The sequence below is a fragment of the Streptomyces sp. NPDC038135 genome (genome assembly GCF_055601245.1).
The window spans coordinates 374,203-389,053 of the sequence record NZ_JBVJXS010000009.1; the positions used below are offsets into that span (position 1 = coordinate 374,203).

The following is a 14,851-nucleotide window of genomic DNA, read 5'->3' on the forward strand; positions in this document are numbered from 1 at the left end:
ACGGCCCGCGGCACCAACGCCGGACGCGCCGTCAGATATCGCTCGTGCGGCGCAACGCCGGGCCCGCACGGCCCTTCTCCGCCGCCGGATCGGCCTCCGTACCGGCCGCGGGATCGGCTTTCCGATCGGGCACCGAACCGGCCTCCGGCGACCGTTCTCCGCTCTCCGGCGAGCGCACCGCCACGGCCGAGGACAGCACAGCAACGCGCCCAGCATCACGAACGGCGCGGCCACTCCGGCCACTCCCGCGACCAGGCCCGCGGCGGCCGGGGCGGCGACCTGGCCGAGCCGGTTGCCGGTCAGGCGCAGGGCGAGCGCGGTGGAGCGGGCGCAGGCCGGGGCGGCCTGCACGACCGTCGTCATGGACAGCGGCTGTCCGACGCCCAGGCAGAAACCGAGGACGGTCAGCATCACGCCGAGCGCCCACACCGGCGCCGGCACGGCCACGCCCGCGCACAGCACGGCCGCCAGGAAGCAGGTCACGGTGAGCAGCGCGGGACGGCCCAGCAGCCGCAGCAGCGGGGTGAGGACGAGCCGGCAGGCGATGGTGGCCCCGGCGCGCAGACCGAGCAGGACGCCGACCACGGCGGGGGCGATGCCCCGGTGCTCGCCGACCACCGGGAGATAGGCGGTGAGGATGTCGGTGGCGGAGAGCACGGAGAGGCTGATGAGCATCCCCGCGGGCACGCCCCGGGCGCGCAGGATCCCGCCGACCGGCACCCTGCCGCCCTTCGGCGGGGCGGAGTTGACGGCCGTGCGGTCCTCGACGCGCCACAGCGAGGTGAGCGCGAGCGCCCCGCCCGCGCCCGCCACGACGAGGGCGAGCCCGCTGCTGCCGGCCATGTCGGGGCCGCCGATGAGGGCGCCCGCGGCGATCGGCCCGACGAGCTGGCCGAGGGAGGCGCCGATGGTGAAGTGCCCGAAGTTGCGGTCCTGTTCGTGCGGTGCGGACTGCCGGGCCACCAGCGACTGGGCGCCGATCACGAAGCTGAGGTGCCCGAGCCCCATCACCCCGCTCCACACGGCCGTCGTCCACAGGGAGCCGGCCAGCCCGCTGAGTACGCAGCCGGCGGAGACGAGGACGACGCCCACCGGGAGCAGCGGAGCGCAGCGGCCGTGGTCGGTGCGGCGGCCGAGCGGTACCGCCGCGAACAGCGGGAGCAGGGCGTACACCCCGGCGATGACGCCGACCGCCCGCTCGTCGGCGCCCAGCGCGAGCGCCCGGTAGGAGACGGCGGGCCGGGCCATCGACACCGCCCCCTGCGCGAGACCGAAGGCGACGACGAGGCGGAGCAGCCAGCCGCGGTTCCCACCGGGCGCCATGGGACCTTCTCCTTCCGGGAGGCTTTCGGGGTGCTTCCTCAGGTGAACGCTCCTGGGCGTCCGGCGGGTCAGAGGATGCCGAAGACGACGCCCGCGCCGAGCACCACCAGCGAGGTGAGGACGGCCCACTTCACGACGAACCGGGTGTGGTCGCCGAACTCGACCTTGGCCATGCCGACGAGGACGTACACGGCCGGGACGAGCGGGCTGGACATGTGCAGCGGCTGGCCGACGATCGAGGCGCGGGCGATCTCCACGGTGGACACGCCGTGGGCCTGGCCCGCCTCCGCGAGCACCGGCAGGATGCCGAAGTAGAAGCCGTCGTTGGACATGAAGTACGTGAGCGGGATGCTCAGCACGCCGGTGACGAGGGCCATGTGCGGGCCCATGCCGTCGGGGACGTTGCGCACCAGCCACTCGGCCATGTGGTCCACCATGCCGGTGCCCTGCAGCACTCCGGTGAAGACGGCGGCGGCGAAGACCATGCCGGAGACGTTGAGGACGTTCTCGGCGTGCGCGGCGATCCGGGCCTTCTGGTCCGGCATGTGCGGGAAGTTGACGGTCAGCGCGAGGGCGGCGCCGAGCAGGAACAGCACCGGGATCGGCAGCCACTCCATGATCATGGCGGTGAGCAGGGCGACCGTGAGCAGCGCGTTGAACCAGTACAGCTTCGGCCGCAGGGTCGCGCGGCCGGGGTCGAGGCCCTGGAAGCCCTCGTCCTCGGGCGCCTCGGGCAGGCCCCCGCCGGAGCCGGCGTCCCCGGTGCGCTTCGCGGTGCCGCTGGAACCGGCGCCGACCAGCACGGTCTGCGTCTCGGGCGCCTCCACCAGCGCCTCGTCCAGGGTGAGGACGCCGAGCCGCTTGCGCTCGCGCCGGCCGAGGACGTAGGCGAGGACGAGGACGAACAGCAGGCCCGTGGCCAGGGCCGGGATCATCGGGACGAAGATGTCGCTCGCGTCCAGCTTCAGCGCGGTCGCGGCGCGCGCGGTCGGGCCGCCCCAGGGGAGGGTGTTCATCACGCCGTTGGCCATGGCCGCGACGCCGGTCATCACGACCAGGCTCATCTTCAGCCGCTTGTACAGCGGGTACATCGCCGAGACGGTGATCATGAAGGTGGTGGAGCCGTCGCCGTCGAGGGAGACGATCGCGGCGAGGACGGCCGTGCCGACGACGATCCGCAGCGGATCGGCCCTGCAGAACCGCAGGATGCCGCGGACGATCGGGTCGAAGAGGCCGACGTCGATCATCACACCGAAGTAGACGATCGCGAACATGAGCATCGCCGCTGTGGGGGCGAGGCCGGTGACGCCGTCGATGACGTAGTCGCCGAGGTGGGCGCCCTTGCCCACGAAGACACAGAAGAGTGCCGGTATGAGCACGAGCGCCGCGATCGGCGACATCTTCTTCAGCATGATCAGGACCAGGAAGGTCGCGATCATGGCGAAGCCGAGAATGGTCAGCATGAAATGGATACCTAACGTTCGCCCTTGAACATCCCGCCTGGGGCCGGCGGTGTGACGTTAGGTCCCGTCAAACGGCGTTAACAAGTGGTTGACACGCGAGCAATAAGCGCGAAAGTCCAGGTCACAGCTTTACTCAGGTCAGCGCGCCCAGCTTCGCCGACACGGCCGCCACCTCGACCGGCACCCCGTTGAGGACCGCGTTGCCGGACAGCGGGTCGAGCAGGCTGCCGTCGAGGAGCTGGTTGACGTTGACGCCGGGGTCGGCGACGGCGTGGCTCAGCCGGACGCCGGGGCGGTCGTGGCCCCAGCCGTGCGGCAGGCTCACCACGCCCGGCCGGACCGCGTCGGTGACCTCGGCGGGCGCGGTCACCTCTCCCCCGGCGCCCTTGACCCGCACCTGTTCCCCGTCCGCTATGCCGAGGCGTGCGGCGTCGCGCGGGTTGAGCTGCAGGGTGCAGCGGTTGCTGCCGCCGGTGAGGGCGGGCACGTTGTGCATCCAGCTGTTGTTGGAGCGCAGGTGACGGCGTCCGACGAGGACCAGTGCGGCGGGGCGCTCGCGCAGGGCGGCGCGCAGCCGGGGCAGGTCGCCGGCGATCGGCCCGGGCAGCAGCTCGATCCTGCCGCTCACGGTCTTCAGGGGCTGCGGCAGGCGCGGGCGCAGCGGGCCCAGGTCGATGCCGTGCGGGTGGTCGAGCAGCCTGCGCAGCGTCAGTCCGTCGGGCCGGGCGCCGAAGCCGTCGCCGTAGGGGCCGAGGCGCAGCATCAGGTCGAGCCGCCGCTCGGGGCCGCTCTCCCCGGTGAGCTGCGCGGCGAGCTCCTCCGGATCGCGCCCGTGCACCGGGGAGTGGGGTTCCTGGACGGCCTTGCCGAGGGTCTGCCCGACGACCATCGCGTCCACGGCGGCCGGGTCGGCGCCGTGCCGGCCCGTCGCGGCCAGGACCAGCCGGGCGAGGATCTCCGTCTCCGCCATGCGGCCGGGTTCGAGGGGGACGGCGGGGCGGCTGTAGCGGACCTGGTTGCGGACCGCGAGGGTGTTGAAGGCGAAGTCGTGGTGGGGGCTCTGCGAGGGCGGCGGCGGGGGCAGTACGACGTCCGCGTGGCGGGAGGTCTCGTTGAGGTACGGATCGACGCTGACCATGAAGTCCAGTGAGTCCAGGGCCTTGTCGAGGCGGTCGCCGTCGGGCGCGGACAGTACCGGGTTGGCCGCGACGACGACGAGCGCGCGGACCGGTTCACCCGCGTCCGTCGCGGTGTCGATCTCCTCGGCGAGCGCGGAGAGCGGCAACTCGCCCTTGGCCTCCGGCAGCTGCCGTACGCGCGAGTGCCAGCGGCCGAGCGCGAAGCCGTGGCCGGGGCCGGCCGGGCGCGGGGTCCGGTCGGTGGCGGCCTGCGGGAACAGGGCGCCGCCCGGCCGGTCCAGGTTGCCGGTGAGGACGTTGAGGACGTCGACCAGCCAGCTCGCGAGGGTGCCGTGCGGGACGGTGCAGCTCCCGATGCGGGCGTAGACGGCGGCGGTGGGGGCGGCGGCGAGTTCGCGGGCGAGGGTGCGGATGAGGTCCGCGTCGAGGTCGCAGGCGGGGGCCACCGCCTCGGGGGTGAAGTCGGCGAGGGCCGCCCGGAGTTCGTCGACGTCCTTGACGTGCGGGGCGAGCGCGCCGAGGTCGGTCAGCTCCTCCTCGAACAGCACGGTGGCCAGCGCGGCGAGCAGCAGGGCGTCGGTGCCGGGGCGGATCGCCAGGTGCCGGTCGGCGAGTTTGGCGGTGCGGGTGCGGCGGGGGTCCACCACGGTGAGCCGGCCGCCGCGGGCCCTGAGGGCCTTGAGCCTGCCGGGGAAGTCCGGGGCGGTGCACAGACTTCCGTTGGACTCCAGGGGGTTGGCGCCGATCAGCAGCAGGTGGTCGGTGCGGTCGAGGTCCGGGACCGGGATGGCGTTGGCGTCGCCGAAGAGCAGACCGCTGGAGACGTGCTTGGGCATCTGGTCGACCGTGGAGGCGGTGAACAGGCTGCGGGTGCGCAGGGCGGCCAGCAGGACCGGCGGGTAGAGGGCGCCGGCCATGGTGTGCACGTTGGGGTTGCCGAGGACCACGCCGAGGGCGTGCGGCCCGTACCGCTCGACGACCGGGCGCAGACCCGCCGCGACCCTGTCGAAGGCCTCCTCCCAGGTGGCCTCGCGCAGCGCGCCGTCCTCGCGGACCAGCGGCCCGCGCAGCCGGTCGGGGTCGCCGTCGACGGCCCCGAAGGAGGCGCCCTTGGGGCAGATGAAGCCCTTGCTGAAGACGTCCTCGCGGTCGCCGCGGGCGCCGGTGACCCGGCTGCCCTCGACGGTGAGGGTCAGCCCGCAGGTGGCCTCGCACAGGGGGCAGATTCGCAGGGCGGTGCGGGGCACGGGTCCTCCCGGAGGATCGGCGGCGGTGCCGGGCCCGCCCCGGTGGGCCCGGGTGGGCTCCGGCGGGCTCGGGGGGTGAGCATACCGACCGGTAGGCATGGAGGGGAGCCCCCGCGTCGGCCGCGTCCGCGGGCCAAGTTCAGTCGAGGACGCGCCCCAGGTACGCCCGCAGCAGCTCGCGGGTCTCGTGGATGATCGCCTCGTCCCCCTCGGGATCGACCCGGAAGGCGAGCTGCACGAGGGTGTCGGCGCTCTCCACGGCGACCAGGAAGACACGGCGCAGATCCTCGCCGGGTGTGCGGCCGAGGTAGCCGGAGAGCAGGTCGGTGAGCCGGCCGGCGACCCGGGTGTTGGGCTCCGCCTGCCGGGCGCCGACCGGGATCTGGTTGCCGAAGTCCACGAGGGAGAAGCCGGGCGCGGTGCGCTTCATGGCGAGGTACTCGTCCAGTACGGCGTCCACGGCGGCCCGCCAGTCCCCGCGCCGTTCGCCCTTCAGCCGCTCCGAGACGCGTTCGGAGTACCGCTCCAGGTTGCGCTGCGCGAGGGCGTCGGCCATCTGCCGCTTGTTGCCGAAGAACCGGTAGACCGAACCGATGGGCACCTCGGCGCGCGCCGCCACCGCGCGGGTGCTCAGGGCCTCGTAGCCGGCCTCGTCGAGGAGGTCGGCGCAGGCGTCGAGGATCCTGGTCAGCCGTTCGGCGCTGCGCCGCTGGACCGGGGCGCGGCGAAGCGATGTCGCGTGGGGCACGGACTTCATGATGCCTCTCCGCCGGGGTCGGGTGAACCTCGCCCCCCAGTACGGAGAAGAGTGGCCGATGCACTCATCGGCGGTGCCGGGGGCGTCCCGCTCATGGGCGGACCGGGGCCGTCGCACCGGCCCGGACAGCGGCAGCAGGACCGAGACCGCGGGCGCGGCGAGGGTCCTGCCCGTCCATGGCCTCCACGACATGCCCGGGAGGTCGGAACAACGTCCCGGCATCCCGAATCCCCCTGAAGTCCGGTTCCCGGCCCATCCCTTCGGGTGGACCCGGCGCGAGAACCCGGGACCCCCTTGCGCCCGGACCCCCACCATTCCTACGGTGATGCATAGGAATCAGGAGCGCAAGGGAGCGATCAATGAGCGATGGGGGTACCTCCCGCGCGAGCGGGTTCGAGCGTGGGGGAGCGCGGAAGACCGCCGAGGGACTGTCGTACCTGACCGGGTTCGGCAACGAGCACGCCTCGGAGGCGGTGCCGGGCGCCCTGCCGGAGGGCCGCAACTCGCCGCAGCGCGCGCCGCTCGGCCTGTACGCCGAGCAGCTCAGCGGCACGGCGTTCACCGAACCGCGGGCGCACAACCGGCGCTCCTGGCTGTACCGCGTCCGGCCGTCGGCCGCGCACCCCGCGTTCACCCGCACCGGCAACGGCGCGATCCGCACGGCGCCCTTCACCGAGACCGTGCCCGACCCCAACCGGCTGCGCTGGAACCCGCTGCCCGAGCCGCCGGCCGGCACCGACTTCCTGGCGGGGCTGTGGACGCTGGGCGGCAACGGCGACGCCACCCAGCGGACCGGCATGGCCGTGCACCTGTACCACGCCAACGCCTCGATGGAGCGGGTGTTCTCCGACGCCGACGGGGAGCTCCTCATCGTGCCGGAGCGCGGCGGCCTGCTGCTGCACACCGAGTTCGGCCGGCTCCATGTGGAGCCCGCACATGTGGCACTGATTCCGCGCGGGGTGCGCTTCCGTGTGGAGCTGCTCGACGAGTCGGCCCGCGGCTATGTGTGCGAGAACTACGGGGCGCCGTTCCAGCTCCCCGATCTCGGTCCCATCGGCGCCAACGGGCTCGCGAACGCCCGGGACTTCCGGGCGCCGGTCGCCGCGTACGAGGAGGTGGAGGGGCCGGTGGAGGTGGTCAACAAGTTCTGCGGCAACCTCTGGACCGCCACGTACGACCACTCCCCGCTCGACGTGGTCGCCTGGCACGGCAACCATGTGCCGTACGTCTATGACCTGCGCCGTTTCAATGTGATCGGCACCATCTCCTACGACCACCCCGACCCGTCCATCTTCACGGTGCTGACGTCCCCGTCGGACACCCCGGGCCTGGCCGGCGTCGACTTCGTGGTGTTCGCCCCGCGCTGGCTGGTGGGCGAGGACACCTTCCGGCCGCCGTACTTCCACCGGAACGTGATGAGCGAGTACATGGGCCTCGTCGAGGGCGCCTACGACGCCAAGGCGGAGGGGTTCGTGCCCGGCGGCGGCTCGCTGCACAACATGATGTCGGCGCACGGCCCGGACCGGGAGACCTTCGACCGGGCGAGCGCGGCCGAGCTGAAGCCGCAGCGGGTCGACGACGGACTGGCGTTCATGTTCGAGACCCGCTGGCCGCTGACGCTCGCCCCGCAGGCGGCCGGGGCCGGCCACCTCCAGCAGCGGTACGACGACGTCTGGCAGGGCCTCGAGCGCCACTTCCGGGCGCTGTGACGGCTCCGTTGCACCGAACGATCCCGAACAGGTACGGATAGCCCCGTGACCTCCTTCGCCCCGGATTCGATCGTCCTGAACCGCAAGCTGCCGCTGTGGTACCAGGTGTCGCAGTCGCTGCGCGCCTCGATACTCGGCCGCTCACCGCGGGACCCGCTGCGCCTGCCCACTGAGGAGCGGCTCGCGGAGCACTACGGGGTGAGCGTGCTCACCATGCGGCAGGCGCTGAAGGAGCTGGAGGACGAGGGGCTGATCAGCCGGCACCGGCGGCGCGGCACGTTCATCGAGCCCGACGCGCGGCGCGGCGCCCCGGTGCGGCTGCTGGGTTCGGTGGACGCGATCGTCGCCCAGCAGTCCGGCATGACGACCGAACTGCTGGAGCAGGGCAGCACGCCGGTGACCGGCGAACTCGCCGAGCACTTCCCGGACCTGGCGGAGGTGGCGACGTACCACCGGCTGCGCAGCGACGAGAAGACCGGCGAGCCGACCAACCACGCCCGCAACCACGTCCGCCCCGAACTCGCGGCGCGCATCGACGTGCGGGACCTGGTCCGCTGGCCGATGACGAAGGTGCTGCGGGACGTCGCGGGTGCGGACATCAGCCGCATCACGGACACCGTGGAGGCCCGGCTCGCCGACCCGGAGACCGCGCGGCTGCTCCAGGTGCCGCTGCTCAGCCCGATCCTGCACTACACGGGCGTGACCTACGACGCCGCCGGACGGGCACTCGACGTGGTGGTGATCCACTACCGGGGCGACCGCTTCTCGTTCACGGTGACCCTGGACGCCACCTGACCCGGCCGTCACCGGCAGGCTCTACGATGCCCAGCGTGACGCACGACGACGCTCCGCCGCTGGCGGACCTCATGCCGTGGTCCGTCGCACCGCTGCGGCCGGGCCGCGCCTGGCCGACGGCGCCCGACCCCGGCTCCCTGCGGGCCCGCTGGGACGCGCTGCTCAAGGCCGGCGGCCCGGACCGGGAGGCCCTGTTCGAGCCGACCCGCTCGCGCACCGCGCACTCCGCGGTGGGCCAGCTCCCCGGCCAGTCCTCCGGCACCGAGCGGCTGGCGCGCGCCGAGGGCCCCTGCGCCGAGCCGGTGCGGGTGCTGGCGGCCCCCTTCGACGAGCAGTGGCTGATCCCGGACCACCGGCTGCTCGACGTGGCCCGGCCGGAGCTGTGGCGGGTGGCGGGCGAGCGGCAGGTGTTCCTGGTGGAGACGGGCGACGACGGCCCGCTGCTCGCGACCTCGCTGCTGCCGCTGATGCGCCCCGGCCGTGTCCGGCCGCTGTACCGCCGCCCGGACGGCACGGAGCCGAACCTGGCGCCCGGCCTGCTGGACCACCTGGGCGCCCTGCTCGGGGAACGCCCCGCCGCCGCGGACGTGCTGGCCTGGATCCTGGCGGCGGTCCGGCCCGGCCGCACCGTCCCGCTCACCCGGGACGCCGGGGTCTGGGCCGCCGGCGTGGAACTGGGCCGCCGCATGCTGTGGCTGATGCGCCGCGACGGCGAACGCCCCAGACTGCCCGGCGGCCGCCGCCCCTACGTCCGCGCTCCCCTGCCCGTGCGCCCCCTCACCCTGCGCTACGACCGGGAGGAGGAGACGCTGCACCTCGACGAGGGCCGGATCTCCCCGGTGCCGCCGGAGGCCTGGGACCACGAGGTGGCCGGGGTCCGGACCCTGGAGGCATGGTTCGCGGCCCGCACCGCTGCGGCGGAGCCGGGCACCCTGGCCGCGATCCGCCCCGCCGCCTGGCCGCAGGCCTGGACGTCGGAGCTGCTGGAGCTGGTCACGGTGCTGGCCCTGCTGGCGGAACTGCGCCCGCGGCGGGCCGCGCTGGAGGTCACCTCACCGGTCACCGCGGCCGAGCTGCGCGACGCGGGCGTCCTCCCGGTCCCGGCCTCCGCCCGCCGCCCCGCCTCGGTCCTGGACCACCAGGAGGAGGGCCCGGACGGCCAGTTCGCCCTGCTCTAGCGGTGGCAGCGAGGCCTCCGGCCGGGTGGCGCCGGCGGCGTCCTCGGCTTGTCCAGCAGGGCGAAGCCGCTGTCCAGGCCGTTCCGGGTGAAGTCGAACCGGGGGCCGGGGACCGGCCGGCGCCTGAGCCGGGTCAGGGTGCCGGTGAGGACCCCCGTGTCCCGCGCCCAGGTGCGTGAGTCGCCGTGTCCGAGGTCCCGGAGGGCCTCGCGGGGAAGGAAGTCCAGCGGCCGGCCGCCACGCAGCCACAGGGCGGGCCCGGGACCGCGGACGGCCGCCGGCAGCCCGGCGGTCGGGGCGAGTCGAGGCCCCGCACGGTCCCGGTCCATGCGGTCAGGGGACGGGTCCGGCGGCGGGGTGCTGACAGAACCGCCGGTCAGAGGAGATCATCCGGCTCATGGATCGTCTGCCGCTGCCCCTGGAGGGCATCACCGTCGTCGCCGTCGAACAGGCCGTCTCCGCGCCCTTCGCCACCCGGCAGCTCGCCGACCTGGGCGCCCGGGTCGTGAAGGTCGAGCGGGTCGACGGCGGCGACTTCGCACGGGGTTACGACACCGCCGCCGCGGGTCTCGCCTCGCACTTCGTGTGGTGCAACCGCGGCAAGGAGTCCATCGCCCTGGACCTGAAGGACCCGCGCGGCCTGGCCGTCGTACGGCGGCTGATCGCGGACGCCGACGTGTTCGTGCAGAACCTCGCGCACGGGGCCGCCGCCCGGCTGGGGCTGGACGCGGCGACGCTGTGCGCGGCGCACCCGCGGCTGATCGCCGTGGACATCTCCGGCTACGGCGACTCGGGCCCGTACGCGGACAAGCGGGCTTACGACATGCTCGTGCAGTGCGAGGCCGGGCTCGTGTCGGTGACCGGGACGCCCGGGCAGCCGGTCAAGGCGGGCATCCCGGCGGCGGACATCGCGGCGGCCATGTACGCCTTCTCCGGGGTGCTGGCCGCGCTGGTCCGGCGGGGCGCCACCGGCCGGGGCGGACCGGTGGAGGTGTCGATGCTGGAGGCGCTCGCGGAGTGGATGGGGCATCCGCTGCACCACGCGATGCACGGGGGCGAGCCACCGGCCCGCACCGGCCTCGCGCACGCCGTGATCGCGCCCTACGACGCCTATCCGACGGCGGACGGCGGCCGGGTGCTGCTGTCGGTGCAGAACGACCGGGAGTGGCGCCGGCTGGCCGAACAGGTGATAGGCAGACCGGAGTTGGGCACGGACCCGGACTTCGCGACGAACGCGGCCCGGGTGGCGAACCGGGAGCGGACCGACGAGCTGGTGGCGGACGCGCTGGTCCTGCTCGGCGCCGACGAGGCGCTGGCCCGGCTGGAGAAGGCGCACATCGCCTGCGCGCGGCTGCGTGACCTGCACGAGCTGGCGGAGCATCCGCAGCTCGCGGCCCGGGAGCGGTGGCGTCGGGTGGGTACGCCGGTCGGGCCGCTGAAGGCGCTGCTGCCTCCCATCACGCTGCCGGGCGGGGACGAGGCGCGGATGGGCGACGTGCCCGCGCTCGGACAGCACACCGGTGCCCTGCTGCGCGCCGTGGGGATGACGGACGACGAGATCGCAGCGTTGCGCCGGGACGGTGTGGCGGCCTGAGCGCGGGCCCCGGACGGGCTCCGGGACCGCCGGCCTGCTTCAGGGACCCCGCGGGGCCTCGCGGGGTTCGTTCGGTACTCGGCCGGGCGCCGGCTCAGTGCCCGCCGAACAGCGAGCGGCGCAGCCGGCGCAGGGGCGCGAACAGGGAGACCCGGCTGACCCGCCGGCCCCGGTCGCTGCGCTGGTGCGCGGTGTCACGTGCCGTCAGCTCGAGCATCAGCGAGGTGGCCTCGGCCGTCTCGACCTGCGGTATGGCGGGACCCGCCAGCACCGACAGATGGCGGTCGAGGCGCGAACTGGTCGCGCTGCTCCCGCAGGTGATCGCAGGGACCCTGGCCCTGCTGCGCACTGTTATCTGCTCCATGTCACTCCCCACCCGTACGAGTCCACCCGGCCCGGGCAGGGTAACCCTATCGCCCCGGTGGAGCACCCGTGTATCTCGCCCACAGGATTCACCTTCCCCATAAGGAGGTTGACCATGCGTCGCCGACTACTCTCCGAATCCGACCGCTTTCAGGGTGAGTTGAGCAACGGGCTGACCAGTGGGCTGTGCCGATCCACCGCCGGGCTCGACGGTCACGGCGAGTGACGTCGAGGTCGGCCCGAGTCCCTTGGCCACCAAGGGCGTGTCGCCCGCGAGGAGGCCCAGGGAGCGCGGCAGCGCATGGGGGCGCATGACCCAGAGCTGGTGCACTCGGCCACCGGAAGGGGCGCCGTATCCGCTGAGGGTGACGACCACCCTCCCCTCCGAGGCGGAAGCGATCACTCCGATACCGCGGCCCCGGGCGTCCGAGCTCGCGGTGGCGCGGGCGTCGGGAGCGGCGAGAACGTGGGCGATCTCACGTGCCCGGGCCTGCTCGGCGTCGAGCCGGTCCTGCGTGCGGTTCGCCTGGACGGCGAAGAGGGAGGCGACGACGAGGGCCGCGGCGGCGGTCGCCGTGGCGAACGGGACGAAGAGCGGGCGCGTCCGGGGCGTACGGGCGCGCGCGGGCGGCGGCTGTCCGCCCCAGACGTGCGGGGGCAGTTGGGGCGCGCGCTCCCGGGCGGGCGGCTGCTCCTGGGGGGTGGCGCGGACGGCGGCCAGCACCCGGTCGCGCAGGGCGGCCGGTGCGGGGGCGGCCGTGGAGAGGGCGAGGCGCACCGCGTCCTCGGACAGCGCGCGCGTCTCCGCGGCGCAGCGGTCGCACTTCGCCAAGTGCTTGTCGAAGCGGCGCCGTTCGCCGGGTTCGAGGGCGTCGAGCGCGTAGGGGGCGGCGAGCGAGTGCAGGTCACCGCGGCCCAGCAGGCGGCCGAGAACGCTCACGCGGCACCTCCCAGGCAGTCGCGCAGCCGGGTGAGCCCGTCGCGCATCCGGGTCTTGACGGTGCCGAGCGGCAGCGAGAGCCGCTCGGCCACCTCACGGTAGGTGTAGCCGTCGTAGTAGGCGAGGGTGACGGACTGGCGCTGCAGCGCCGTGAGCCGGTTCAGGCAGCGGCGCACCCACTCGCGCTCCAGACCGGCCTCCACCTCCTCCGCGACGTGGTCGAAGGCCGGTTCCCCGGAGCGCAAAGCCTCCCGCTGCTCGCGTTCGCCGGCCGCGCGCACGCTGCGCACCCGGTCGACGGCGCGGCGGTGGGCGAGGGTGAGGATCCAGGAGAGGGCGCTGCCCCGCCGGGGGTCGAACCGGCCCGCGGAGCGCCACAGTTCGAGCAGCACCTCCTGGGACACCTCCTCGGACTGCGAGGGGTCGCGCACCACCCGGCGCACGAGTCCGAACACCGGTCCGGACACCAGTGCGTACAGCTCCTCGAACGCCCTCTGGTCACCGCCCGCCACGAGAACCAGCAGTTCGTCCGCCTCCACTCCGGTTCTACCTCCGTGGCCGCAGCCGGCCCGTCCCCCGCCTCTTGCTCCACGCATCCGCACGAGCGCACACCTCCGGCGGTTGATACGCATCAGCGGGCCGAAAACGCGGGTCCGGGACGGTCCGAAAGAAATTCCCCGGCCGACCAATCCGATCGGCGAACCCGCTCCGTATACCCGTCCGTCAAAGCAAGTCGGTACTGAGGACGGACGGCATGACACCTCTCTTCTCCAGGAGCGGCACCGGTCGCAAGGGCCTGGTCACGCTCATCTGCGGTGCGCTGGCCGCCGGGGGGCTAGCAGCCGCCGGCGTCGCCACGCTGGAACCCGGGGCGGCCTCCGCCTCCTCGCACCGCGAGGCCCCGCTGATCTCGGGGACCCCGCAGTACGACAACACGGACCTGTACGCGTTCGTCAGCCCGGACAAGCCCGACACCACGACGATCGTGGCCGACTGGATCCCGTTCGAGGAGCCGGCCGGCGGCCCGAACTTCTACACGTTCGCGGACGACGCGCAGTACGACATCCACGTCGACAGCAACGGTGACGCGCAGGACGATCTGCTGTTCCGCTACACCTTCAGGACGCACACGAGGAACGGGGACACGTTCCTGTACAACACCGGGCCCGTCACCAGCCTGGACGACCCGGACCTCAACATCACGCAGACGTACGACATCGAGCTGATCCGGACGAAGAACCAGCACGTGGTGTCGCGGACGAAGCTCGCGGACGACGTGCCGGTGGCGCCCTCGAACGTGGGCAAGGCGTCCATGCCTGACTACGGCAAGCTGCGCTCGCAGGCCGTGTACAAGGCGGCGGGCGGCGCCGCGACCTTCGCGGGCCAGGCCGACGACCCGTTCTTCCTGGACCTGCGGGTGTTCGACCTGCTGTACGGCGGCAACCTGACCGAGGTCGGCCGGGACACGCTCAAGGGCTACAACGTCAACACGATCGCCCTCCAGGTGCCGAACGACCTGATACGGGAGTCCGGCGAGCAGCCGGTCGTCGGCATCTGGTCGACCACCCAGCGCCGCAACGCGCAGGGCTACTACGCGCAGGTGTCGCGCCTGGGCAACCCGCTGGTGAACGAGGTCGTCAACCCGCAGAAGGACAAGGACCGGTTCAACGCGTCGCAGCCCTCGTACGACGCCCAGTTCCTGAAGAACGTGACCAATCCCGAGCTGCCGAAGCTCATCGAGGGCATCTACAAGATCAAGGCGCCCGCCGAGCCGCGCAACGACCTGGTCGACGTCTTCCTGAAGGGCGTCAAGGGCCTCAACCAGCCGCCGAACGTGAAGCCTTCGGAGCAGCTGCGGCTCAACACGTCGATCAAGCCGGCCATGCATCCCAAGCGGCTGGGCGTGCTGGACGGTGACAACGCGGGCTTCCCGAACGGCCGGCGGCTTACCGACGACGTCATCGACGAGGCGCTGCAGGTCATGGAGGGCGAACTGGTCGGCGCCAAGAACGACCTCGGCGACGCGGTGGACAAGAACGACAAGAAGTTCGAGAAGTACTTCCCGTATGTCGCCGAGCCGACCGCCGGTTCGCGCGGCGCGCTCGCCAAGGGCACGACCAAGGGCGCGGACGTGCGCAGCCAGCTCGGCGACGCGCTGCGGCCGGCCGGGGCGGACACCGCCGGCTCCGGGAACACCGTGCTGATCGCCGCCTCGGCGGCCTCGGGCGCGGCCGGCATCCTGCTGGTCGGCACCGCCCTCACCTGGTGGCGCCGCCGGATGCGCCGCCCGTACTGACCCACCCCCGAACCGGCGCGGCCCGTTTCCCCTTCCCCCACGGCGGG

Annotated in this window: 12 protein-coding genes and 1 pseudogene; 5 read left to right on the forward strand and 8 right to left on the reverse strand. The window is 73.4% G+C overall.

Annotated features, from left to right (window positions below; all coding sequences use genetic code 11):
• Positions 1-31: 31 nt before the first annotated feature.
• The 4 genes and pseudogenes from ACZ7JA_RS26830 to ACZ7JA_RS26845 form a co-directional block, all read right to left on the reverse strand.
• Positions 32-1,323, reverse strand: a pseudogene (locus tag ACZ7JA_RS26830) (MFS transporter).
• A gap of 68 nt (positions 1,324-1,391) precedes the next feature.
• Complete coding sequence (locus ACZ7JA_RS26835) at positions 1,392-2,786, reverse strand: CitMHS family transporter (protein ID WP_470810801.1); 1,395 nt, start codon at positions 2,784-2,786, stop codon at positions 1,392-1,394.
• Positions 2,787-2,919: 133 nt separating this feature from the next.
• Positions 2,920-5,172, reverse strand: a complete 2,253-nt coding sequence (locus ACZ7JA_RS26840) for a molybdopterin oxidoreductase family protein (protein WP_470810803.1) — start codon at positions 5,170-5,172, stop codon at positions 2,920-2,922.
• A 139-nt stretch (positions 5,173-5,311) separates the two neighbouring features.
• On the reverse strand, positions 5,312-5,929 hold the full coding sequence (locus ACZ7JA_RS26845; RefSeq protein ID WP_351671080.1) for a TetR/AcrR family transcriptional regulator: 618 nt from the start codon (positions 5,927-5,929) through the stop codon (positions 5,312-5,314).
• Positions 5,930-6,288: 359 nt separating this feature from the next.
• On the opposite strand from ACZ7JA_RS26845, the gene hmgA reads away from it, so the two are divergent.
• The 3 genes from hmgA to ACZ7JA_RS26860 are packed head-to-tail and all read left to right on the forward strand — an operon-like array spanning position 6,289 to position 9,611.
• Positions 6,289-7,638, forward strand: coding sequence for a homogentisate 1,2-dioxygenase (gene hmgA, locus ACZ7JA_RS26850; RefSeq protein ID WP_351671078.1), 1,350 nt, complete (start codon positions 6,289-6,291; stop codon positions 7,636-7,638).
• A gap of 45 nt (positions 7,639-7,683) precedes the next feature.
• Positions 7,684-8,433 carry a GntR family transcriptional regulator gene (locus ACZ7JA_RS26855; protein ID WP_351671076.1) on the forward strand — a complete coding sequence of 250 codons (750 nt, stop codon included), beginning with the start codon at positions 7,684-7,686 and terminating at the stop codon, positions 8,431-8,433.
• 26 nt (positions 8,434-8,459) lie between these two features.
• On the forward strand, positions 8,460-9,611 hold the full coding sequence (locus ACZ7JA_RS26860; RefSeq protein ID WP_470810806.1) for a type ISP restriction/modification enzyme: 1,152 nt from the start codon (positions 8,460-8,462) through the stop codon (positions 9,609-9,611).
• On the opposite strand, the gene ACZ7JA_RS26865 is transcribed toward ACZ7JA_RS26860, so the two are convergent.
• Positions 9,608-9,940 carry a hypothetical protein gene (locus tag ACZ7JA_RS26865; RefSeq protein WP_470810808.1) on the reverse strand — a complete coding sequence of 111 codons (333 nt, stop codon included), beginning with the start codon at positions 9,938-9,940 and terminating at the stop codon, positions 9,608-9,610. The two genes, ACZ7JA_RS26860 and ACZ7JA_RS26865, sit on opposite strands and share 4 nt — an antisense overlap.
• Positions 9,941-10,008: 68 nt before the next feature.
• Between ACZ7JA_RS26865 and ACZ7JA_RS26870 the strand changes: the two genes are divergently transcribed.
• The gene (locus tag ACZ7JA_RS26870; protein WP_351671072.1) at positions 10,009-11,205 is read left to right on the forward strand and encodes a CaiB/BaiF CoA transferase family protein; all 1,197 of its coding nucleotides are present in this window, start codon (positions 10,009-10,011) and stop codon (positions 11,203-11,205) included.
• Positions 11,206-11,299: 94 nt separating this feature from the next.
• Here ACZ7JA_RS26870 and ACZ7JA_RS26875 read toward each other — a convergent pair whose 3' ends face one another.
• From ACZ7JA_RS26875 to ACZ7JA_RS26885, 3 genes are all read right to left on the reverse strand, one after another.
• Positions 11,300-11,569 carry a hypothetical protein gene (locus tag ACZ7JA_RS26875; RefSeq protein ID WP_351671069.1) on the reverse strand — a complete coding sequence of 90 codons (270 nt, stop codon included), beginning with the start codon at positions 11,567-11,569 and terminating at the stop codon, positions 11,300-11,302.
• Between the two features lie 126 nt (positions 11,570-11,695).
• Complete coding sequence (locus ACZ7JA_RS26880; protein WP_470810811.1) at positions 11,696-12,508, reverse strand: anti-sigma factor; 813 nt, start codon at positions 12,506-12,508, stop codon at positions 11,696-11,698.
• Positions 12,505-13,047, reverse strand: a complete 543-nt coding sequence (locus tag ACZ7JA_RS26885) for a sigma-70 family RNA polymerase sigma factor (RefSeq protein ID WP_351671063.1) — start codon at positions 13,045-13,047, stop codon at positions 12,505-12,507. The genes ACZ7JA_RS26880 and ACZ7JA_RS26885 overlap by 4 nt, the downstream gene beginning before the upstream one ends.
• 215 nt (positions 13,048-13,262) lie before the next feature.
• Between ACZ7JA_RS26885 and ACZ7JA_RS26890 the strand changes: the two genes are divergently transcribed.
• Positions 13,263-14,804, forward strand: coding sequence for a DUF4331 domain-containing protein (locus ACZ7JA_RS26890; protein ID WP_470810814.1), 1,542 nt, complete (start codon positions 13,263-13,265; stop codon positions 14,802-14,804).
• The last annotated feature ends 47 nt before the right edge of the window (positions 14,805-14,851 follow it).